16 protein-coding genes and 1 pseudogene are annotated in these 22343 nt (G+C 71.1%); 6 read left to right on the top strand and 11 right to left on the bottom strand.

Going from position 1 to position 22343, the window contains the following annotated elements:
- Nucleotides 1-73 precede the first annotated feature (73 nt).
- The gene (locus MET2598_RS0120085) at nt 74-448 is read right to left on the bottom strand and encodes a hypothetical protein (protein WP_012331495.1); all 375 of its coding nucleotides are present in this window, start codon (nt 446-448) and stop codon (nt 74-76) included.
- Nucleotides 449-1140: 692 nt separating this feature from the next.
- Nucleotides 1141-2811, bottom strand: a complete 1671-nt coding sequence (locus tag MET2598_RS0120080) for a SulP family inorganic anion transporter (RefSeq protein ID WP_012331496.1) — start codon at nt 2809-2811, stop codon at nt 1141-1143.
- 619 nt (nt 2812-3430) lie between these two features.
- On the opposite strand from MET2598_RS0120080, the gene MET2598_RS0120075 reads away from it, so the two are divergent.
- The 5 genes and pseudogenes from MET2598_RS0120075 to MET2598_RS36955 form a co-directional block, all read left to right on the top strand.
- Nucleotides 3431-6142 carry a decarboxylase gene (locus MET2598_RS0120075; RefSeq protein WP_051086522.1) on the top strand — a complete coding sequence of 904 codons (2712 nt, stop codon included), beginning with the start codon at nt 3431-3433 and terminating at the stop codon, nt 6140-6142.
- 88 nt (nt 6143-6230) lie between these two features.
- The gene (aspT, locus tag MET2598_RS0120070) at nt 6231-7922 is read left to right on the top strand and encodes an aspartate-alanine antiporter (RefSeq protein WP_012331498.1); all 1692 of its coding nucleotides are present in this window, start codon (nt 6231-6233) and stop codon (nt 7920-7922) included.
- Nucleotides 7923-8376: 454 nt separating this feature from the next.
- Nucleotides 8377-8805 (top strand): hypothetical protein, encoded by a 429-nt coding sequence (locus tag MET2598_RS0120065; protein ID WP_018262101.1) that lies wholly within the window; start codon nt 8377-8379, stop codon nt 8803-8805.
- A gap of 396 nt (nt 8806-9201) precedes the next feature.
- Complete coding sequence (locus MET2598_RS0120060) at nt 9202-9585, top strand: hypothetical protein (protein WP_150108605.1); 384 nt, start codon at nt 9202-9204, stop codon at nt 9583-9585.
- A gap of 213 nt (nt 9586-9798) precedes the next feature.
- Nucleotides 9799-10221 (top strand): annotated as a pseudogene (locus tag MET2598_RS36955) (SDR family NAD(P)-dependent oxidoreductase); the annotation flags it as partial.
- Nucleotides 10222-10314: 93 nt separating this feature from the next.
- On the opposite strand, the gene MET2598_RS0120050 reads toward MET2598_RS36955, so the two are convergent.
- From MET2598_RS0120050 to MET2598_RS0120035, 4 genes are all read right to left on the bottom strand, one after another.
- Nucleotides 10315-10542 carry a hypothetical protein gene (locus tag MET2598_RS0120050; protein WP_012331500.1) on the bottom strand — a complete coding sequence of 76 codons (228 nt, stop codon included), beginning with the start codon at nt 10540-10542 and terminating at the stop codon, nt 10315-10317.
- A gap of 454 nt (nt 10543-10996) precedes the next feature.
- Nucleotides 10997-12367 (bottom strand): LLM class flavin-dependent oxidoreductase, encoded by a 1371-nt coding sequence (locus MET2598_RS0120045; protein ID WP_018262098.1) that lies wholly within the window; start codon nt 12365-12367, stop codon nt 10997-10999.
- Between the two features lie 8 nt (nt 12368-12375).
- Nucleotides 12376-13749, bottom strand: a complete 1374-nt coding sequence (locus MET2598_RS0120040; protein ID WP_018262097.1) for an LLM class flavin-dependent oxidoreductase — start codon at nt 13747-13749, stop codon at nt 12376-12378.
- A complete protein-coding gene (locus MET2598_RS0120035; RefSeq protein WP_018262096.1) occupies nt 13746-14603 on the bottom strand; it encodes a MetQ/NlpA family ABC transporter substrate-binding protein in 858 nt (285 codons plus the stop codon). Before MET2598_RS0120035 ends, MET2598_RS0120040 begins: the two co-directional genes overlap by 4 nt.
- A gap of 430 nt (nt 14604-15033) precedes the next feature.
- On the opposite strand from MET2598_RS0120035, the gene MET2598_RS0120030 reads away from it, so the two are divergent.
- Nucleotides 15034-16257, top strand: a complete 1224-nt coding sequence (locus tag MET2598_RS0120030) for an acyl-CoA dehydrogenase family protein (RefSeq protein WP_018262095.1) — start codon at nt 15034-15036, stop codon at nt 16255-16257.
- A gap of 174 nt (nt 16258-16431) precedes the next feature.
- Here MET2598_RS0120030 and MET2598_RS0120025 read toward each other — a convergent pair whose 3' ends face one another.
- The 5 genes from MET2598_RS0120025 to MET2598_RS0120005 all read right to left on the bottom strand — a co-directional run bounded on the left by MET2598_RS0120025 (nt 16432) and on the right by MET2598_RS0120005 (nt 22337).
- A complete protein-coding gene (locus MET2598_RS0120025) occupies nt 16432-17466 on the bottom strand; it encodes an LLM class flavin-dependent oxidoreductase (RefSeq protein WP_018262094.1) in 1035 nt (344 codons plus the stop codon).
- A 63-nt stretch (nt 17467-17529) separates the two neighbouring features.
- The gene (locus MET2598_RS0120020) at nt 17530-18483 is read right to left on the bottom strand and encodes an ABC transporter substrate-binding protein (protein ID WP_018262093.1); all 954 of its coding nucleotides are present in this window, start codon (nt 18481-18483) and stop codon (nt 17530-17532) included.
- A gap of 8 nt (nt 18484-18491) precedes the next feature.
- Nucleotides 18492-18746: a hypothetical protein gene (locus tag MET2598_RS0120015; protein WP_036270453.1), complete on the bottom strand. Its 255-nt coding sequence runs from the start codon at nt 18744-18746 to the stop codon at nt 18492-18494.
- A 482-nt stretch (nt 18747-19228) separates the two neighbouring features.
- Nucleotides 19229-20107 carry an FAD:protein FMN transferase gene (locus MET2598_RS0120010; protein ID WP_018262091.1) on the bottom strand — a complete coding sequence of 293 codons (879 nt, stop codon included), beginning with the start codon at nt 20105-20107 and terminating at the stop codon, nt 19229-19231.
- 52 nt (nt 20108-20159) lie between these two features.
- Nucleotides 20160-22337 (bottom strand): PepSY domain-containing protein, encoded by a 2178-nt coding sequence (locus MET2598_RS0120005; protein ID WP_018262090.1) that lies wholly within the window; start codon nt 22335-22337, stop codon nt 20160-20162.
- Between the last annotated feature and the right edge of the window lie 6 nt (nt 22338-22343).

Below are 22343 nucleotides of genomic sequence, written 5' to 3'. Positions count from 1 at the left end.
CGGCCTCGTGCCGAGCCGAGCCGAGCCGAGCCGAGCCGCGGACGGGCAGGGCTTCGCTCCCGTCGCGGCGGCCTCACTTGTCCTGGACGGTCGGATGTCCCGCGTCTGCTCCCCGCGCACCGGGGGCCCGGCGGCGCCTCACGGTCGGAGACGCGGGCCCTGCCTCCCGCGCGGCGGCCGCGTCCCGGTCGCGCGTGGGCGTTGCCAGCAGGATCGCCGTCCTCACCGCCGCGCGCATCTGGGCGTCGGACGAGCCATGCATGGCCAGCACCTCGCGGGCCTGAGGGTTGGCCTGCATGATCGCGCAGACGTCGATCGCGATGCCCTCCGCGAGCTGTCGCGGCCCGGGCGCCGGATCGTTCAGGTAGTCCGCCACGGCAGCGTCGAGCTGCTCGTCGGTGACGCGCTTGCGCTTGTGGAGATCCCCGATGGTGGGAGTGTCGATCATGGGCAAACTTCTACTCTGGCATGCCTGAATGCTGCGTTGAAGCGGATGATCGGGCAATGCGGCGGTCTGCGCAGGCGATGGGAGCCTCGAAACATCCAGTATCTACTTGATAGGCCGCCACGGCGTCGGTGCAGGAGCGCACTGCTGGATCGCTGCGCGAGGTCCGGAGATGCGCGCGGGCGCGCCTGGGTGGGGTCGCGGACGAGCCCAGCCGGTCGGCCCCCCGCCGGTGACCGCCGACGAAGCGGTGATCGGGAGGGGGATCGTCGCGCGTGCGTCGGGCCTGTCCCCGAGGCGGCGGGGCTGGCCGGGCGGGGCCCTTGAGCGAGGGGGCGGTCCGGGCTTGAGGGGCGGCGGTCATCGGTGCCAGCCATAACCGGCAGCCGGCGCGAGAGTTTCGGCGAAAGTTTCGGCGAGAGTTTCGGCGAGAGTTTCGGATCGCGTGCTTCGCCGAGGGAGGCGGGATCCGATCCGACGGGCAGCCTCACGAGGCCGAGGCGCGGACCGAGGCCGGGCGCGAAGCCGTCGGGGTGGCTGCGTCCCGATGCCGAGCGCGCATGGCACGCCGCTCGTCCGGCGCCGACGAGTCTAAAGAGCAGCACCCGATCACGTTGCAACCGGGTGCCGCTCTAGATCTCTGATCTTGCCGCATTTTCTGCGACGAACCGGCATCCACTTCGTCGGAAAATGCTCTAATCGGGCACGCATTTCGCTTGTCTCTCCTGGTATCGCTGAATAGCAACTCGCGCATTGAACAGCAGGCGATCCGGTCCGAGCTCCCTGTCCAGACCAGAGCGCCTCACCATCTCAAGCACACCGGGATTCAAGCCGACGAGCCAAACCGTCACGCTGGTTCGTCTCGCGCCCTCCTGCAACATCTTGAGGGCCGAATACTCGATATCCGGAACGCGGCTGAGGTCGAGGGCGACCACGCGAGGCTTGTGTTCTGCAATGAGCAGCCTGATCTTGTCACCCACGTTCTGTGCATTCGCGAAGTAAAGGCGTCCCTCGGGCCGTATGATCAGGAGGCCGTCGAAGGTCTCGTCGTCGGGATGCTCGGGCGAGAGGGGGCGCAGGACGTCCGCACCGCGCTTGCGACCGATCACGGCGACCGCGGGGCGCGCGGTCTGGAGGGCCAGGCCGACCAGCGAGAGGACGACCGCGACGACGATGCCCTGGAGCGTGCCGAAGACGAGCACCCCGATGGCCGCCATGATGGCCCAGCGGAACTCCATCTGCCTCACCTGGAGGATGGCCCGGAACTCCCCTGGCTGGATCAGGCCGACGGAGTACACGACGACGATTGCCGCCAAGGTCGCGTGCGGAAGGAGGCTCAAGATCGGCGCCAGGACCAGCATCGTGGCGAGAGCCGCCGCCGCCGCGACGAGCGAGGCGGTCTGCGTCCTGCCCCCGGCGGCCCGGACGACGCCCGTCTGCGACGTCCCGCCGCCGGCCGGCATGGAGCCGAGGAACGCTCCCCCCAGATTGGCCGCTCCCGTGGCGATGAGTTCGCGATTGGCATCGATGGGCGGATCGCCCGCAACCACGAAGGCTCGCGCCGCGGCGATGCTCTCCGCGAAGCTCATCAGCGCGATGCCTATCGCGCCCGGAAGAAGCGCCTGGACGAGGGCCGGGTCGGGCCACGACAGCGCGGGGAGGCCGCGCGGGATCGGACCGACGATCGGGACGCCCCGGGCGTGGAGGTCGAGGAGCCACGAGGCCGCGATCGCCCCCGCGACGGTCACGAGGGGCGCTGGCGAGTGGGGCCTGAGGCGCTCCATCACGATGAGCGCGGCCAGCGTGATCCCCGCGACGGCCGCGGTCGGCAGGGAGGTTTCGGGGAGGTGTCGCACGAGGCTCAGCGCATCGGCGAAGAACGACTGCTTGGCGACGTGGAGCCCGAGAAGCTTGGGGGCTTGGTCCAGCAGGATCACGAGACCGATCCCGGCCTTGAAGCCCGTCAGGACCGGCACCGAGATGAAATCGGCGACGACGCCGAGTTTGAGGAGCCGCGCCGCGAGAAGCAGCGCGCCGACCAGGGCGGTGAGGGTCGCGCACGCGGCGGCTGTCTTCGCGGGATCGCCGTCCGACACCACGCTGCCGAGTTCAGCCCCGGTCAGGATGGCCAGCGTGGTCGTCGAACTCACGCTGAGAACGCGGGACGAGCCCAGCAGGCCGTAGAGGATGGTCGGCACGAAGGCCGTGTAGAGGCCGACCGCCACCGGCAATCCGGCCACGGTCGCGTAGGCCATGGCCTTGGGCAGAACGACCGCCGCGACCGTAGCGCCCGCCACGGCATCCGAGCCGAGCCCCGTCGGCGCACCTGCCGGACGAGCCTGCATGGGTGGTCCGAGTTCAGCCATGTGGACGACTCCGCGGATCGGGAGCGAATCCTCCCGGGGGTGGCGCGTCGCGCCGAGCAGGGGACCCGATCAGCGAACGTCCCGTCCCTCTGCCAGGGGCCTGACCTCGCGGGCGCGCCGCGGAGCGCGGGCGGAGCCGCGACGACGGGCGGGGCGCGGTTGAGCGGCGCATCTCATCGCAGGGCGCGGGCTGGCCGACAGGGGCTCCGGCCGAGCCGCCGCCGGCGCCGATCCGACCCACCGGAGAATGCGGAGAGGCTCTGGCATCGCGGTCGCTCCCGTCTGCTTCAGGTTTGAGATCGAATACTCGCGGTGATCGCCCGCCCAGCCAATGGTAGCACTGCGCGTGCTTTCGAATTGAAGCAATCCTGACGTGTCCCGTTGGATCAAGCGCCGCCGGAACCGGCGGCTTTAACATACATCGATCGACGAGGGTTTCCAGCAAGATCAGCGCCCGCACTGGCGAGGCCGAGAGAGGGTTACCTCCATGTCGAAGGCTGACCGACCGCACACGCCGTCCAATTTGCGGACTAACGAGCGATCCTCACGAAGGCTTGGCCCGCGATCGGTCGATGAGGGTGGCGCCTCATCCTCGCAGCGCGTCGACCAATTCTTGCTCATGCACTCCGCCCGACTGGACCAGTGGCGGGATATCGCGGTCGTTGCCGAAGCGTGGCAGGCCGGGACCAGGCAGCGGGACGATGTCGAGGCGGCCGTCCAGGCCATGGAAGCGGTCGAAGGCTATCACGCCTATCCGGGATCGCGGCTCCTGGCGGCGCTCCGCAACGCCATCGCGGAGGACGACGCGGGCGGCACGGCCCGCATGGCGCTGCGGATCTCCAATGCCTTGCTCACCCGGGCCTACCGCGAGCGGGCCGCGGAGTGGGACCCGCGTGCCGAACTGGCGCCGGACGAGGTCGGCGACGTGATGCCGCCCGGCCTCGGCGAGGCGGACCCGCACCGCCCCTATTTCGAGGTGCTGTTCGTGACCGCCCAGCCGGCCTCGCGGTGGCCGGCCCTCGCCGAGGAGTTGCGCCGGCTCCGCCGCCCCGAGGATTCGTTCGTGTACGAGCCGGTTCTCGTCGGGTCGTTCGAGGATGCTCTCTGCGCGGCGGCGATCAACCCGTCCATCATCTCGGCGGTCGTGCCGGAGGGCTTCGCGTTCCGGTCGCGCCACGACGCGCCCGTGCTGCGGGAGGTGCTGCACACGCTGGGCGTGGAGGATGACCGCAGCACCTCCGCCCTGCGGCTCGCCGCGGCCCTGAAGCGAATCCGGCCGGAGCTCGACATCTTCATCCTCTCCGAGCGCCGGGTGGAGGATCTGGCGGGCGACCCCGCCGCGGATTGCGTGCGCCGGATCTTCTACGCCGTCGAGGAGCCCCTGGAGATTCACCTCTCGATCCTCGAAGGCGTGCAGGACCGCTACGAAACGCCGTTCTTCGACAACCTGAAGCGCTATGCGCGGCGGCCCATCGGCACCTTCCACGCACTCCCGATCGCGCGCGGCAAGTCGGTCTTCAGATCCGACTGGATCCGGGACATGGGCGCGTTCTACGGCATCAACCTGTTCCTCGCCGAGAGCAGCGCGACGACGGGCGGCCTCGACAGCCTCCTCGAACCGACCGGCACCATCAAGCGGGCGCAGGACATGGCGGCGCGCGCCTTCGGCGCCGACCACGTGTTCTTCGTGACCAACGGAACCTCGACATCGAACAAGATGGCCGTTCAGGCCCTGCTCGGGCCCGAAGACATCGCCATCGTCGACCGGAATTGCCACAAGTCACACCACTACGGCATGGTGCTGTCCGGCGTGCATCCCATCTACGTCGAGGCATTTCCGATGACGGAATACTCGATGTACGGGGCGGTTCCGCTGACCACGATCAAGCGGGCACTGCTCGCCCTGCGCGCCGACGGTCGTCTGGAGCGGCTGAAGCTGCTCGACCTGACCAACTGCACCTTCGACGGCCACATGTACAACGTGCGCCGCGTGATGGAGGAATGCCTCGCGATCAAGCCGGACCTGGTCTTCCTGTGGGACGAGGCATGGTCCGGTTTCGCCCGGTTCTCACCCTTCCTTCGGCCCCGCACCGCGATGGGAGCGGCGGCCGAGATCGAGGCATGGTTGCGGGACCCGGCCTCGCTCGACGCCTACGAGGCGCAGCAGCGCGAGCTGGGACCCCAGCCTTCGGACGAGGCGCTCCTGAGGACGCGGCTGATTCCCGATCCGCGCCGCGCGCGGCTTCGCGTCTACCAGACGAACTCGACGCACAAGTCGATGTCGGCGATCCGGCAGGGCTCCATGCTCCTGGTGAAGGATGTCGACTTCCACACCGTGGAGGCGCAGTTCCGGGAGGCGGTGTTCACGCACGCCTCGACCAGCCCCAACCAGCAGCTGATCGCGAGCCTCGACGTCGCCCGCCGCCAGATGGAGCTCGAAGGCTACGGGCTGGTCATGAACGCGATCGAGATCGCGCTCCGGATCCGCCGGGCGGTCAACACGCATCCGCTGGTGTCGCGCTACTTCAACGTCCTTGGTGCCGAGCGCATGATCCCGGCCGCGTACCGCCAGTCCGGCTTCAAGGACTACCTCGACCCGGACGCGACCTGGGCCGACGTCGTCCGCGCCATGCACGAGGACGAATTCTACCTCGATCCCACGCGCATGACGCTCGTCTGTGGCACGGCGGGCTTCGACGGCACGCAATTCAAGGGCCTTCTGGCGAGCCAGTACGGTATTCAGCTCAACAAGACATCACGAAACAGCGTGCTGCTGCAATCGAACATCAACAATACACGCAGCGACGTCGCCCACCTGATCCGCGTGCTGGTCGAGATCGCTCACGGCATCGAAGACCGCCTCGCGGCCGGCGGCGAGGCGGAGCGCGCCGCCTTCGACGCGCGCGTCAAGTCGCTGATGACCGACGTGCCGGATCTGCCGAATTTCAGCCACTTCCACCAGAGCTTCAGGGAAAACGCCGGCGAGAATACGCCCGAGGGCGATATCCGCTCGGCCTTCTTCAGTGCCTACGATCCTTCGCTCTGCGAATACGTGCCGCTGTTCGGTCCGGAATGCGACCGCCGGTTGCGCGACGGACCGGAGATGATCTCGGCGAACTTCGTCATCCCCTACCCGCCCGGCTTCCCGATCATGGTGCCGGGCCAGGTGCTGACGCGGGAGACGGTCGACTTCATGCGCAAGCTCGACGTCAAGGAGATCCACGGTTACGAGAAGACGAGAGGGCTCAAGCTGCTCAAACCGGATGCGATCGCGGCAAAGCGCAAGTCTAAAGCACCGGCTGCGACGAGCAAGGCCTCGCGAGCGGCGTAGGATGAGGTGCGAGCCATGGGATGAGGTGCGAGCCATGGGATGAGGTGCGAGCACTTGGACGAGGCGGATCTGACGGGAGAGGGCTTCCATGTTCGACTGGTTCGCAAACACGCTTCGCCAGTATCCTGAGATAGCCATCTTTATCGCCCTGGCGTTCGGCTATTACTTCGGGTCCTTCACCTACAAGGGGCTGGGTATCGGTGCCGTGACGGCGACGCTCATCGCCGCCGTGGTCATCGGCCAGATCGGCATCAGCGTGACCGGGCCGCTCAAGCCGTTCTTCTTCCTGATGTTCCTGTTCGCGATCGGCTACGCGGTCGGACCGCAATTCGTCCGGGGCGTCGCGCAGGACGGTCTTCCGCAGGCCCTCTTCGCGGTCATCGTCTGCGTGTTCTGCCTTGCGGGCGGTTATCTCGCGGCGCGGTTCGGGGGCTACGATGCCGGGTCCGCGGCCGGGCTCTACGCCGGCTCCCAGACGATCTCGGCCTCCATGGGTCTGGCGACCGACGCGATCAACCGGCTGCCGATCCCCGCCGAGCAGGCCAAGGCTCTCCTCGACGCCATGCCGGTCGCCTACGCCATCACCTACATCTTCGGCACGCTGGGTTCCGCGGTGATCATCGCCCTGCTCGGCCCGGCCCTCCTGGGCATCGACCTCGAGGCCGCCTGCAAGCGCTACGAGGAGAAGCGCGGCGGCACGAAGGTCGCCGGCGGCCCCGGAACCGCGTGGCACCAATTCGACCTGCGTGCTTATCGCGTGCGGCCCGACGGGATCATCGTCGGAAAGACGGCCGCGGAGGCGGAGCGGATGGTGCCGGAGCAGCGGCTCTACATCGAACGGCTTCGCCGCGGCGCGAATGTCATGGATGTGACCGCCGATACCGTGATCCAGGCGGGAGACGTGGTCGCGGTCGCGGGACGGCGCGAGGTCCTGGTCGGCCTGATCGGCGCGGCGGCCGAGGAGGTCGATGACAGGGAGTTGCTGGCGGTGCCGGTCGAGGGCCTCGACGTCTACGTGACGAGCAGGGAGGTCGATGGCAAGTCGCTCGCGGAGCTGGCGCAAAGCCCGTGGGCGCGCGGCGTCTTCCTGCGGAAGATCACGCGCGGCGCCACCGCGATCGACATCCCGATCCTGCCGAGCACGAGGATCAATCGCGGCGACATCCTCACGCTGGTCGGCCGAACTCAGGACGTGAGCGCGGCCACCAAGGCGATCGGCCATCCCGACCGCGCCACCGACGTCGCCGACGTCATGTTCATCGGCGCTGCGATCGCGATCGGCGCCCTGGTGGGTGCGGTGGTCTACACCGTCGGCGGCGTGCCGCTGACGCTCTCGACGTCCGGGGGCGCCTTGATCTCGGGCCTCTTCTTCGGCTGGCTGCGGTCGGTTCGTCCGATGTTCGGACGGATCCCGTCCTCGACCGTCTGGTTCATGAACTCCGTCGGACTGAACGTGTTCATCGCGATCGTCGGCATCTCGTCCGGCCCGAAATTCGTCGCCGGATTGCAGCAGCTCGGCTACGGTATCTTCCTCTGGGGAATTTTCGCGACGACGCTGCCGCTCATCCTTGCCCTTTATGCCGGGAAATACCTGTTCCGCTTCGACGACGCGATCCTGCTCGGGGCCGTGGCGGGAGCGCGCACCACGACGGCCGCGCTCGGGATGGTGACCGATCGGGCGAAGAGCCAGATCCCCGGCCTCGGCTACACCGTCACCTATGCGGTCAGCAACACGTTCTTGACGATATGGGGAATGGTCCTGGTCATGCTGCTGACCTAGCAGGTTCCGGTCACTCCCAAAGACGGACGGCGATGTTCTGAAAATTCGGCCGTCCGCAGCGCTGCATGGATGGTGGAGATTGGCTCTCGATCCTCACCATTCTTGACGCGAGAGCGTCAGTGCTCTTGCGGGCATCCGATCCGAGCGATCTCGCGGAGGACGTTCGGCAATTGTCGCGCTCTCGTTCTGGTCAAGGCCGGTGGCGGCGGGTGGACGGCCGAAACTCCGTTCGTGGTTCGCGGCCGCGTGGATCGCGGCCGCGGAGCCGAAGGTCCGCCGGCTGACCAGCCTGACCTCGGGCCCGCCTGTCTCGTCCGATCAAGCTGCGCCGGCGCCATGGTTTAGCATGTCGGGAATGCGACGGTGGTCTCGCGCTTTCGGAGCCGTTGCGCGCGGCGGAACGATCCGAGCAGCGCCCACCTGACCAGGATCCAACTGTCCAGGAGGCTGGGCCATGAGGCGTCTGATTCTGCCGGCGGCAGCCATCACCGTCCTGATTTCGAGCGGTATCGTCGCGGAGGCGCGGGGCTTCCGCGGCGGGGGCGGCTTCCAAGGGGGCGGCTTCCGCAGCGCGTCCGTCGGTGGGGGGTGGCGCGGTGGCGTGGGCCGCCCGGGCTGGGGGGCGGCAGGACCGATCGCGGGCAGGCCCGGCTGGGGTGCGGGGCGGCCCGGGTGGGGAGCGCGGCCGATCGCCGGGCGGCCTGGCTGGGGCTACGGCGGATATCACCGATACGGCTACGGGTACCGTCCCTACGGGTACGGCCTTGCCGGGGCCGCGGTCGGGGCGGCCGCGGGGTACGCTCTCACGAGCCCGGCCGGTGACGGCGAGTGCGGGCCTTACGCCTATTACGACGCGTATGCGGGCGTCTGCCGCCCCTACTGACCGGGCTGCATTCCCGCGGGACGCGCCGTGCCGGTTCGCCCCGTCGGGACGGGCGGCGATCCGCGTCATCTCGGTTTCACGGCCCCCCGCGTTCCGCGCGGGGGCAAGCGCGCATCGAGGGCCGACGACGGGTCTGGCTCGGTGCGGCGTCCGGGCCGGTTCCCTCCGCGCGTCGCGACGGCGTTCGGAGCCGACGCTCCGCGCCGCGCCGGGGGCCGCGACTCCCGCGTGATCCGCGCGAGGCGCGAGATCGGCGGAGGAGCAACGACCGCGCCTCAGCCCTCGCGGACGGCATCGACCGGGCGGCCGCGATGCGCCCGGCGCGTGCCGGCGCCAGCGCGCCACGTACGTAGGGTATCATTCCCATAGATTATATTCTGGGATATGATTCGAGCATTGAGCGATTCTCGCGGGGGCGGAATTGTGAAAAACTATCACGAAGAACTTTATGAAGATTATACAGATCCTGCATCCGTCGTGATCGACGAGTTGAGCGAGATCGATTATGTTGAGCACTTAAAAATCATACTAAAATCTCATATGGGTCATTTTTTGGAAACCGGAGAAATCAGCAAGGTTGGCCTCGAAGCCAGCCGGTTGGATTTTGACGAGCTGATAAAGCGTTACGATGCCGACATCGAGGCGAAGATGATCATCAATTTCGCCAAAGATCGTCTATTTGGCGCAATCTGTTGCTTCAAAGATAATACGGCTCTGGCGTTGAGGCACATCGAAGAAACGCTCGGATACGTCGAGCGTATCCGAACCATATTTGACTAGGTGGGAGTTCGATTCGGAGCCCTTCCTCCCCTTTCGGCACTCTCGCGGCGACCCTCGCCAGCCTGCGCCGCGATGCCGGGCGGGGGCGCGACGAGGGACGCCCGCAACCGCGGCTTGCCGGGCCCGGATCACACGCCTGCGCGGCGCCTGAGCGAAGCCCCAATCCGCCATCCCGAAGGGATCAAGCGGATCACCAGCCCGCGCGGCGCCTGAGCGAAGCCCACATCCGCCATCCCGAAGGGATCAAGCGGATTTGGGATGAGCGGCATCCGAGGTCGCGCGGCGTTCTCCGCTGGCCCCGCCCCGCGACGACGCGCGAGCCGAATCGGTCTCTGCGCTGCCTCGAAGGCGGTGCGGTCGTTCGCCCGCAACTGGATCCTCGACCTGAAGGGGCGCGGCATCCGGGTGAACACGCTCAGTCCCGGCGCGACCCGCAGGCCGGGCCTCGTCGCCCTTGCCGGCCCGGATGCGGCCCAGCAGCAGGGGCTGCTCGACCATCTCGCCTCGAAGGTCCCGATGGGCCGGGTCGGCGAGCCGGACGAGATCGCGAAGGCGGCGGTGTTCCTGGCCTCGGACGACGCGAGCTTCATCGACGGCGTCGAGGTCTTCGTCGATGGCGGCCAGGCCCAGGTCTGACCCGGGATCCGCCTCGATCGGGCGGATCCCGGGTCGGGAAGCCCGCGCGGCGGAGCCTCGCGCGGCGGCGCGGCGGACGCGGTGTCCAGAGCCTCAAGAGACGCTTCGATCGCGCCTCTGCTCGTCAACCACGTCGTAGATGCTGCACATCGCATTGAGGAACTGGATGACGGCGCTCTTGATCGCCGTCCGGTCGGACTCTCCGGCTCCGATCACATCGATCGTGAAGTGGCGTCTGCGATGGGCGTCCTCCTGCAGCGTCACTTTCACGGATTCGATGTCTTCGAAGCACGGCATCTCTTTGAGGTAGAGAAGGGCCAAGCATTCGATCTCAGAGCAAGTTCTCCGCGGGCGCCTCACTTACCATACTCCAGTGCAGCATGGGACCAGCAGCGTCGCAATCCGGCAGCGACTGATCAACGATAGTTGTTAACATTTGCTGTTCACGATCCCTCGATCATCGATCGACGCGACTCCACTGCAAAGCTGCGGGCCGCGTGCTCCGGCGCGACGCGGGAGAGGGGGCGGGCGGAGAGCGCCGGCGCGGCCGGCGCCGCGCCCGAGCGGGTCGCTCCCGATCGTTCGGCGCGGCTCGACCCGTGACGAGGCCGCGGAACGCTCTCGCCGTCCCGTGCCCGGCAGGATGCGTCTTCGCCGTCAACTCGTCTTCGAAAAGGAACGTTCCCGCTGATCCTTCGGGATGGCGGATTGGGGCTTCGCTCACGCGCCGCGCGGGCTCGTGATCCGGGATCCGGTCGGATCACCGGATCCCGGATCAGGCCTCCGCCCGTCGGAACCGCGCCGCCGGGTGGCTCCCCGGCAGCAGTCGCCGCGCCTCGCCGAACACCTTCTGGCGCAAGGTGCCCGGCGCGTAGTCCGCCTTGTAGCGGCCCCGGCGCTGCAATTCCGGCACGACGAGGTCGATGAAGTCGCCGAAGCCCTCGGGCGTCACCGCGTAGCTCAGGTTGAAGCCGTCGAGGCCGGTCCCATCCATCCAGGCTTCGAGCCCGTCCGCGACCTGCTCGGGCGAGCCGATCAGCACCGGGCCGCGGCCGCCGATCGCGTTGTGCTGCACGATCTCCCGGATGGTCCAGCGCCGCTCGGCCCGCGCGAAGGACTCGACCATCGAGGTCACCGCGTTGTCGCGGCGGATCACCGGGAAGGGATCGTCGAGCGAATAGGCCGAGAGATCGATGCCGGTCCAGCCCGAGAACAGGGCGAGCGCGCCCTCCGGGTCGACATAGGCGAGGTAGTCGCGGTGCTTGTCGCGCGCCTCCGCCTCGCTGCGCCCGACGATCACCGTGATCAGCCCGAAGAACAGGATGTCGTCCGGGTCGCGGCCGCGCGCCGCCGCGCGGGCGCGGGTATCCGCCACGGTGGCGGCGACCGCCCGCCGCGAGGGATCGCTCAGGAACACCGCCTCGGCATGCGCGGCCGCGAAGTCGCGGCCCCGGTGCGAGGCCCCGGCCTGGAACAGGAAGGGCGTGCGCTGCGGCGAGGGTTCGACCAGGTGGATGCCCTGCATGCGGAAATGCGCGCCCGCGTGCGCGATCCGGTGGATCTTCGCCGGGTCGGCGAACAGGCCGCGCTCCCGGTCGCGCAGCACCGCCCCGTCCTCCCAGCTCTCCTCCCAGAGGCGGTAGACCACGTCGAGGAACTCGTCGGCGATGTCGTAGCGGGTGTCGTGCGCGGTGATGCCGGGCCGGCCCACCGCCCGCGAGGCCGCGTCCGAGTAGCCCGTGACCACGTTCCAGGCGATGCGCCCGCGCGTGAGGTGGTCGAGGGTGGAGAAGCGGCGGGCGAGCGTGAAGGGCGGCTCGTAGGAGACCGAGGCCGTCACCCCGAAGCCGAGATGCGCGGTCACCGCCGCCATGGCGGAGACGAGGAGCATCGGGTCGTGCTTGGGCACCTGCGCGGCCCGGCGCAGGGCCGCCTCGGCGCTGCCCGCGTAGACGTCGTGGATGCCGATGCCGTCGGCGATGAACAGCGTCTCGAACAGCCCGCGCTCCAGGAGCCGCGCGAGGTCGGTCCAGTAATCGAGCGTGTGGAAGGCGAGCGAGCGGTCGCGCGGATGGCGCCACAGGCCGGGCGAGAGGTGGACCGGGCTGTGGATCGCGAAGCCGTTGACGCGGATGGGCTTGGGCATGGCGGTGGTCACGCCGCGCGGCGCCGGAACGCGGCGCCCGGATGGGTGGATTTCAGCCGCGCGCCCGTCCCCGGAAACAGCTTCTCGCGCAACGTGCCCTCCTGGTAGCGGGTCTTGAAGGCGCCGCGGTCCTGCAGTGCGGGCACCACGAGGTCGACGAAGGCCTCCAGCGTCTCCGGCACGACCACGCGGGTCAGGTTGAAGCCGTCGACGTCCGCCTCCTCGGCCCAGGACAGGAGTTCGTCCGCGACCTCGCCGGGCGAGCCGACGATGAAGGGCGCCCGCGCGCCGAGCGGCCCGAACTGCGCGAAGTCCCGGACGGTGAAGCGGTGGTCCGTGTTCACCGTCAGGTTCTCGACCAGCGACTGCATGGCGTTGGTCTCGACGTAGGCCAGCGCCTCGTCGGGGCCGAGCGCCGAGAGGTCGATGCCGGTCCAGCCCGAGACGAGCGCGAGCTGGCCCTGCACGTCGAGGTAGCGGGCGTACTCGTCGCGCAGGTCCAGCGCCTCGGCGCGGGTCGGGGCGACGATCACGGTCGCGCCCAGGAACATCAGGATGTCGTGGGGCGCGCGCCCGTGCGTGCGCGCGGCCTCGCGGATGCGGCGCACGGCCTGGCCGGCGATGGCCCTGGTGTGGCCGTTGAGGAAGATGCACTCGGCGTGGCGCGCCGCGAAGGCGCGGCCGCGCGCGGAGGTGCCGGCTTGGTAGAGCACCGGCGTGCGCTGGGGCGAGGGCTCGGCGAGGTGGTGGGCGTCGACCCGGTAATAGGGGCCGTCGTGGCGGATCCGGTGCACCTTGTCCGGGCGGGTGTAGAGGCCGCGCGCGCGGTCGCGCACGACCGCGCCGTCCTCCCAGCTGCCCTCCCAGAGCTTGTAGGCGGCCGCCATGAAGTCCTCGCCCGCCTCGTAGCGGGCGTCGTGGGCGCGGGCCTGCGCGAGGCCCATGCCGCGGGCGCCGCTCTCCAGGTAGCCGGTGACGACGTTCCAGCCGACCCGGCCGTCCGTGAGGTGGTCGAGCGTCGAGAAGCGCCGGGCGAATTGGTAGGGGTGCTCGTAGGTGAGGTTCGCCGTCACCCCGAAGGCGATCTGCGAGGTGACGAGCGCCATCGCCGGCACGACCAGGAGCGGGTCGGCGTTCGGCGCCTGGGCGGCGCCCGCGAGCGCCGCGTCGGCGCTGCCGCCGTAGACGTCGTAGGTGCCGAACACGTCGGCGAGGAAGATGCCGTCGAGGAGCCCGCGCTCGGCCGTGCGGGCGAGGGAGGTCCAGTAATCCAGGGAGGTGTAGCGCACCGAGGCGTCGCGCGGGTGGCGCCACATCCCGGCCCAGGAATGGCCGGGGGCGTGCATGTGGAAGGCGTTCAGCCTCAGCTCGCGGCGGCTCATTCGAAGTCGTCCGGCAGGGTGAAACCGTCGTAGAAGCGGTCGGCCCGGATCGCGGCCTTGAACGCGTCCGAGCGGTAGGCGGCGACGAGGTCGCGCGCCCAGGCCGTGCCGGCGGAGGCCCTGCGCACCGCCACCACGTTCACGTAGGGCGAGGTCATCCTCTCCAGCGCCAGCGCCTCGCTGAGCTTCAGCCCGCTGAAGATCGCGAAATTGCCCTGGATCGCCGCGAAGTCGACGTCGTCGAGCACGCGCGGGGCCTGCGCGGCCTCCAGCGGCACCAGCCGGATACCCGCCGGATTCGCGATCACGTCGAGTTCGGTGACGTCGACCGGGTTGCCGTTGGGGCGCAGCCTCACCCAGCCGAGGTCGCGCAGGATCTTGAGGGCGCGTTCCAGGCTCACCGGGTCGTTTGGCACCGCCACGCTGGCGCCGGGGCGCACGGCCCCGGCGTCGCGATGCTTGCGCGAGTAGAGCCCCATCGGCGGGGTCGGCACCTGCACGATGCCGACGAGGTCGGTGCCGTTCCGGTCGTTGTAGGCCTTCAGGTAGACGCTGTGCTGCATCACGTTGGCGTCGACCTCGCCGCGGGCCACGGCCGCGTTCACCTCCAGGCCGGTGCTGAACTGGAGCCGCTGCACCCGGTAGCCCTGGGCCCGCAGAATCGGCTCGACCCCGGCCCGGAAGGCCTCCTCGTAGGGGCCGGGCGCGAAGCCGACCTTGAGGTCGGGCCGGTCCGGCCCGGCGCGCGCGCCGCTCGCCGGCGCGAGCACACCGCTCGCCGCCAGCACAGCGCTCGCCGCGAGCGCGCCGCTCACCGCGAGCCCGGCGACGAACCGGAGAAGCTGGCGTCGCATGGTCAGGCCTCCCGCGCCCGCCGGCCGGACACGCGCGCCGGTGCTTTCGGCCGCGACCCGGCCGGATCGAGGGTCTCGCATGCCATGAGGGGTCTCCCGAGGGGCGGCCGTCGCGGCCCTTGCCCAAGCCCGGGAACGCTCTCGCGCCGCGGCGCCGAAGTCAACGAGAATGTTCTTTTTAAAGAACGGCCTCGGGGAGGCTCGGCCCCTCTCGCGGGCGGAGAGGCGAGATTTTCGTTGCTGCCGCGGGGAGCCAACAGCCCCGGGCCGGGACCGGAGGGCGGCCTCGCGATATTCCGCGGAAAAAACGTTCGGAATGAGAAACAGGCCGGACGGCGGCCGGACCCGCTTGCCACGCTCTTCGAATTGTCTATCAACTAAGTGGATTACACGCCGGCGCGGGTCCCCGCGCGCCACAGGGAGCAGGCCGATGTCGCAGGTTCAGGCAGGGTGGGGCGGGGGGCCGAGCGCCCGCTACGAGGATCTCGCCGAGCGCTTCCGTCCGGTCTTCCGGCGCATCCGCGACACGGCGGCTGCCCGCGACCGCGAGCGGCGCCTGCCGCACGAGGAGATCGCGTGGCTGCGCGAGGCCGGCTTCACCACCCTGCGCCTGCCGCGCGCCCATGCCGGCCACGACGCCACCCTGCCGGAGCTGTTCAACCTGCTGATCGAGCTCTCGGCCGCGGATTCGAACGTCACCAACGCGCTGCGGGCGCATGTCGGCTTCACCGAGGACGCCCTGAACGCCCGCTCGCCCGCGTGGCGCGAGGCCTGGATCGCCCGCATCGGCCGCGGCGAGACGGTGGGGAGCGGCGTCTCCGAGACCGGATCCGCCAGGGTCGGGTCCTTCGAGACGGTGCTGCGGCGCGACGGCGCCGGCTGGCGGCTGTCCGGCACCAAGTACTACACGACGGGCTCGCTCTTCGCCGACTGGATCCACCTCGCGGCCGAGGACGAGGCCGGCGCGCCGGTCGGCGCCGCGGTGCCCCGCCGGGCGAAGGGCGTCGAGGTCATCGACGATTGGGACGGGTTCGGGCAGGCGCTCACCGCGAGCGGCACCGTGCGCTTCACCGAGGTCTCGCTCTCGCCCGACCTCGTGAATCCGGATCCGGGCCGCTTCCGCTACGCGATGGCGTTCTTCCAGCTCGTCCACCTCGCGACGCTCGCCGGCATCGCGCGGGCGGCCGCCGAGGACGTGGCGCGCCTCGTCGGCGAGCGCCGCCGCGTCTACAGCCACGGCAACGCCGCCCGCGCGGCCGAGGACCCGCAGATCCTCCAGGTGGTTGGGCGCGTGCGCGGCGCGGCCTACGCGGCGGGCGCGGTGGCCCTGCGCAGCGCCGAGGCGCTGCAGCGGGTCTACGACCTCGAGCAAGCGGGCGACGCCGCGGGCGCGGAGGCCGCCGGCACGGTGGCGGATATCGAGGTCAACCAGTCCGTGACGCCGGTGACGGGCCTCGTCCTCGACGCCACGACCCTGCTCTTCGACGCGCTCGGCGCCTCGGCGACGGCGCGCTCGCTCGGTCTCGACCGCTACTGGCGCAACGCCCGCACCATCGCCTCGCACAACCCCCGCATCTACCGCGACCGCATCGTGGGCGATTTCGCCGTCAACGGCACCGTGCCGCCCAAGCAGTACCGCGTCGGGCAGGGGTGAGGCGCGAGGCGGAACGGCTCACGCCCCCGGCCAGGCCGGCACGAAGCCGGGGCGCGTCCGGGCGATGAGGACGGGCGCGAGCGCCCACGCCACACCTGTGCGGCCCCACGATCCCCCCGCCGCGGCAGCGCCGAGGCGGACGGGCTGGCCGGACACCGATCGATCGTCAGCCCCTCAGGCGAGGAGGGGCCGCACCCGTTCGGCGAAGCGGCGCATCTCCGCCTCGAAGGGCTGGAATTGCAGCATGAACAGCTCGATCCCGGCGGCGTGGAAGGCGGCGAGGCGCTCCGCCACGGTGGCGTAGCTGCCCACCAGCCCGGCCGCCGTGCCGCCATTGGTGCCCACCGCGCGCGTCCTCGCCATGGTGCGGATCATGACCACCTCGGGATCGACGCGCGTGCGGCTCGCCTCGCGCATCCCGGCATCCGCGCCCGCGAGGTCGAGGAGCCGGGCGTGCTCGGCCCGCGCCTCCCGGTCCGTCTCCCGGGCGATCACGAAGGCCGCGAGCCCGAAGCGCAGGGGCGGCAGGTGCCGCGGCCGCGCCGCCGCGTCCGCGATCAGCCCGCGCACGGCCTCGATCGGCTGGCCGTTGAGGAACCAGACGTCGCCCTGATCGGCCACGAGGGCGCGGGCCGGCTCGGACTCGCCCCCGAGATAGATCCGCGGGCGCGCCCGGTAGGGGTCGGCGGGCCGCAATTGCAGGTCGCTCACCCGGAAATGGCGGCCCTCGTGGCTCACCCGCTCGCCCCGCATCAGGCGCGAGACCAGCGCGATCCACTCGGCCCCGTAGGCGTAGCGGGCGTCGTGCGCCGGGAAGGGCAGGCCCGCCGCCTCGAATTCGGTCGCGTTCCAGGCATTGACGAGGTTCAGCGCGAAGCGTCCCCCGCTGATGTGCTCGATCTGCAGCGCCATCTTGGCGAGCACGACCGGGTGGAAGAGGCCCGGCTTGACCGCCGCGATCAGCTCGATCCGCTCCGTCAGCGCGGCGAGGGCCGCGGTGGCGGTCCAGGTCTCGAGCTGGTCGCGGGCCTCGTCGTAGGGGTTCACCACGTGCTGCGCCACCAGCACCGAGTCGTAGCCGAGCGCCTCCGCCTCCCGCACCAGGGCGCGGTTGCGGGCCCAGGAGGCGTCGTCCGGCTCGTCCGGGTCGTGATGCGCCGCGCGGCTGCCGTGGACCGGCGCCCAGACGCCGAAGCGGGGAGGTGTCATCGCGCAATCCCTCTCGGGGGACGCCGCCCCCGGGCCGGAGGCGGGGCCGCCGGCGATCGGTATTCAGCCGCCCGTCTCGGGGCTCCAGAGCGGCACCGAAGCGGCATCGATCGGGCGGGGGATCAGGCCGGCCTCGTGGAAGGTGTCGGCGATCACCTGCTGCTCGGCCAGCCCCTCGCGCAGCACCGGCCTCACCGCGTAGCTGCGGCGGGCATTCACCGTCTCGACGATCGGCACCGGGACGTCGCCCCAGAGCGGGGCCAGCCGCGCGGCCGCCTCCCGCGGGTTGCCCTTCACCCAGCGGCCGGCCTCGACCAGCGCGTCGTACACCACCCCGACCACGTCCGGGCGCGCCTGCGCGAAGGCGGTCTGCACACTGTAGTAGCGGTTGTAGCTGGAATAGCCGGTGGCGTCCGTGATCACCCGGACCGGCGCCTTCGCCTGCGCGATGGCCAGGAACGGATCCCAGATCACCCAGGCGTCGAGGCTGCGCCGCTCGAAGGCCGCGGCCCCGTCCGGGGCGTTGAGGTAGGCCGGCCGGATCTCCGCGAAGCTCAGGCCCGCGCGCTTGAGCGCCGCGGCCAGCAGGAAGTGGCAGCCCGAGCCGCGGGAGACGCCGACCGTGCGGCCCTTGAGGTCCTGGACGCTGCGGATCGGCGAGTCCGCCGGCACGATGATCGCCTCGGCCGCCGGGGAGGCGTCCTCCTTGGCGTAGAAGGTCAGCGGCGCCCCGGCCGCCTGCGTGAAGATCGGCACCGCGTCGGCCACGTCGGCGTGGAACTCGGTGCTGCCGGCATTCATCGGCTCGATCACGCTGGTGAACAGGTGCCAGCTCACGCCGAAGCCCTTGGCGGCGAGCCGCTGCTCCAGCGTGCCGTTCGTCTTGAGGAGGGTGAGCAGCGTCGACGAGCGCTGGTAGGCGAAGCGGAGGATTTTTGGCGCGGCCCGCGGGAGGCCGGGCGCCGCGAGGCTGCCGGCGAGGCCGCCGAGGAGGGCGCGACGGGTCGGAGGGGCCATGGGATTCCTCAGGGGCCGGGCCGCCGCACGGCGTCCGCGATGGCGAGGGGCCTCGGCAGCGGGCCGAGCCGGTGGACGCCGTCCGCCGCCCGCCGCTGGTCCGCGATCGCCCCCGCAGAGGTCCGGTCGCCGTCGCGGACGACCCGCTCCTCGGCCCGGGCGGTGAGCACGGTGACGAACAGGAAGGCGAAGGCCGTGAGCAGGAGCCAAGTCTCCCACAGGCCCCTGCGCCGGAGCACCCGGCGGGCCGCTGTCGCAGGCATCGACACTCTCCGATCGGTGCGGTCCGTCCGCGGCGCGGCGATCCGCAGGGACGGACTCTCACCGACATGCGCGCGCCCGGTCAATGAAATCGGTTTTCGTTTTCAGGTCGATCGGCGGATGAACTCTCCGCGTGGCACGGTATGAGGGAGAATGTCCGACCATCAGCCGGCATTTTTCGAAGCGAGGCTGCCCATCACGTCGATCGATCGTCGGAGAATATGTCTCACATGGGCGTTTTGGGAGGACATCATTGCTGCGAGATCGACACGGGAGGGGAGGAGTATGCCGGCCGACGGCGACGTGCTGCGCCGGGGGCGGACGCGCTGCCGCCCGGGTCCGGGAGGAGATCCGGTCCGGCGTCCTGTTCCGATGCGCGGGATGGGCGTCGGACGGAATCCCGGTGAGCGGTCCGGCATGACATCCGGGCAGCTGTCTCCGTCTTGCCGGACGGCGCCGCTGAACCCAGCGATCCGGAACCGCGTCACAGCGTCGAGACGACCTGGCCGTCGGATCGGACGAACAGCGCGCGCAGGCCCGAGCGCTCGGCGAGGCGAACCGCTTCGGTCTCTCCGAGGACCAGGAGCGCGGTCGCCCAGGCATCCGCCACCATGCAGGTCTCGGCCAGGACCGTGACCGAGACGAGGCGGTTCGACGCGGGGGCGCCGGTGCGGGGATCCATCGTGTGGGACACCGTGCGGTCGCCGATCCTGCGGCGATGCCGGTAGGAGCCGGAGGTCGCCACGGCGCAATCCGTCAGTTCCAGCACCCCCGCGAGGCTGCGCAGGCCGGGCTCGGGCCGCTCGTGCCCCACCGCCCACGGGCGTCCGTCCGGCTTGGTCCCGCGGGCGCGGAGCTCCCCGTCGATGCCGACCAGGAAGGCGGTCACCCCGGCCCCCGCGAGGACGCGTGCCATCTCGTCCACGCCGAAGCCCTTCGCGATCCCCGACAGGTCCAGCGCGAGCGGCGCGCGCTTGCGCGCGCGGCAACCCGGCCGGTCGATCTGCAGCAGGTCGGGCCCGCTCGGCAGGGGGCGGCCCGCCAGCGCCGCGATCGCACCCGGATCGGGCCGCCCCGCCCCGCCGAAGCCCCAGGCGCGCACCAGGGCCCCCGCGGCGATGTGGAAGGCGCCGCCGGAGGCCGCGCCGATCTCGATCCCGGCGGCCAGCACGGCGGCGAGGTCCGGCGGGATCTCGACCCAGGTCCCGACCGGCGCGGCGTTGAGGCGGTTGAGGTCGGAGGCCGGATCCCAGCTCGACATCTGCCGGTCGACCCGGCTCACCGCCTCCTGCAGGGCGGCGCCGAGCGCGTCGCGGTCGTGCGCGCCGGAAGGGTAGAGGAGCGCCGACCACCGCGAGCCCATCGTGGGGCCGCTCAGCGCGACCCGCGGCCCCGGGAGCGCAGCTCCCGGCAAGTCAGTAGACGTCTTCGGCATAACGCCTCCGCGACCTGAGGGTGGTGACGTCGAGGCCGAGCGGCTGCACGGCCCCGTCGAGCACGCGCCGCACGGCCTGCGCCATGCTGCGCCCGCCGCAGACCAGCACCTGGCCGCCCCGGTGCACCTGCTCCCGCACGAGCGCCGCGTCCGCGGCGAGGCGGTCCTGGACGTAGCCCCCGCCCGGCTGGCGCGAGAAGGCGGTCCGCAGCGCCGTCAGCCGCCCGGCGGCGAGGTGCTCCGCCAGTTCGCGCGCGTAGAGGTAGTCGGATTCCGGGCGCCGGCCGCCCCAGTAGAGATGGATGGGCCGTCGCGCCCGGTTCGCGCGGACGAAGCCGATGAGCGGCCCGATCCCGGTCCCGGCGCCGACCAGGACGAGCGGGGCCCTGCCGGGAGCCGGACGGAACTCGGGATTGGCCCTGATGAACGCCCTGACGCTGCCCCCGATCGGGAGGCCGTGGAGGAAGCCCGAGCAAAGCCCGCCCGCGTGCCGCCGCACGCAGATCTCCAGCACGCCGTCCTCCGACGAGGTCGCGAGCGAGTAGGAGCGGGGCACCTCGGTGCTCGGTGCGAGGATGCCGAGGAGATCGCCGGCCCGGAAGGGAGGCGTCTCGCCCCCGTCCGCGGGGGCGAGACGCAGGACGGCGACCGGCGTCGCCGAGGCGATGTCGTAATCGTCGCGGCCGACGAGCGTGTAGGGCGCGGTCGGCGGCACCGGAGAGGCGTGCGCGAGGACGAGGTCCCGCCCGTGCCCGAGCGCCCGGCCCAGGTCGCGCCCCCATTGCGCGAAGCCCTGCGCGGATTGGCGGTCGATCCAGGCCGGGGGCATCAGCCGCGGCCAGCCCTTGCGGTCGAGCGCGTCGGCCACCTCCCGCGCGAAGCCGCAGAAATGCGGAAAGGTGCGGTCGCCGAAGCCGAGCACGGCGACCGGGGGAGATCCCGCGACCGCGGCCAGGCGGTCCATGAAGCGGCTCGCCGAGGCGGGGGCGGCGCCGTCGCCTGCCGTCGCGGCGAGGATGAGCAGGCGGTCGGCCGCGCCATGCGCCGGCGACAGGGCATTCATCGGGGCCGTGTGCACCCGGTGGCCGGCCCGGGTGAGCGCGTCGTGCAGGCACGCGGCGAAGCCCCAGGTCGTGTTGCCCTCGCTCCCGACCAGGATGACCGTGTCGGCGGCGCGGAGGGGCAGGTTGGCGGGACGCCGCCCCCGCGCCGAGCGCCGCCGCAGCCAGATCGCCAGGCCGGTGCCGGCCAGGACGGGGGTGCTGGCCGCGCACAGCCCGAGGACGAGGCCGAGCGCCCAGGCGCCGCGCCCCGTATGGAGCGCGGCGACGAGGCGGCTTGCGCGGTCGAGGGTCGTCGTCGGCGCGAAGGCCAGGACGCGGCCGGTCGCGGGATCGATCGAGGCCTCCCCGGCCGAACTGCGCAGCACGTAGACATCCGCCGGATCCGCCGGATCCGGAAAGGTGAGCGCGTCGAGATCCGCCAGTGCGACGCGGCGGAGGAGGTCGAGCGACCCGACCGGCAGGGGCGCGCCGCCGCTCGCCGCGACGGCCGCCGGGGCCGTTCCGCCGGCCGGGAGCAGATCGAATCCCTCCGCCGCCATCCAGAGGCCGGTGACGGAGGAGACCATCAGCCCGAGGGCGGCGAAGCGCCCGAGTTCCGCGTGCCACCTCTGCGCGAGACCGCCGCGGGGACGGCGCAGGAGCGCCGTCCAGCCGCCCTGGCGCCGCGCCAGCATGTGCAGGCCGGTCGCCGACAGGGCGAGCATGAGGGACGCCGCGAGGGCGGCGCCGATCCGGCCCGCATCGCCGGCCAGGAAGGCCCGGTGCAGCTGCGTGAGCGTCCGCACCGCCTGGGATGGGCGGAACGGGGCGAGGCTGCGTCCCGTGGCGGGATCGACGATCTCGACGCCGCGCGCCTCGCCGTCGTCGAACGCGACCGTGACGGCGCCGCTCGGACGCCGGACGATCCCGGTGACGCTCCGGTGGCGGGCCGCGACCGCCTCGGCCAGCGCGGCCACGCTCGTCCCGGCCGGGATGGCCGGAACGCGCGCCCGATCGACGACCGGAACCAGGGACAGGGCCGCGCCCGAGAGGGCCGCGACGACGAGGAGCGCCGCCAGGGGCAGCCCCAGGACGGAGTGGATGCGGCGGAACATCGGTCC

The sequence above is a fragment of the Methylobacterium sp. WSM2598 genome, from assembly GCF_000379105.1.
In the GTDB taxonomy this organism is placed as follows: domain Bacteria; phylum Pseudomonadota; class Alphaproteobacteria; order Rhizobiales; family Beijerinckiaceae; genus Methylobacterium.
Note: the sequence above shows the minus strand (reverse complement) of the source record. Positions and strands in the feature narration are given on the sequence as shown.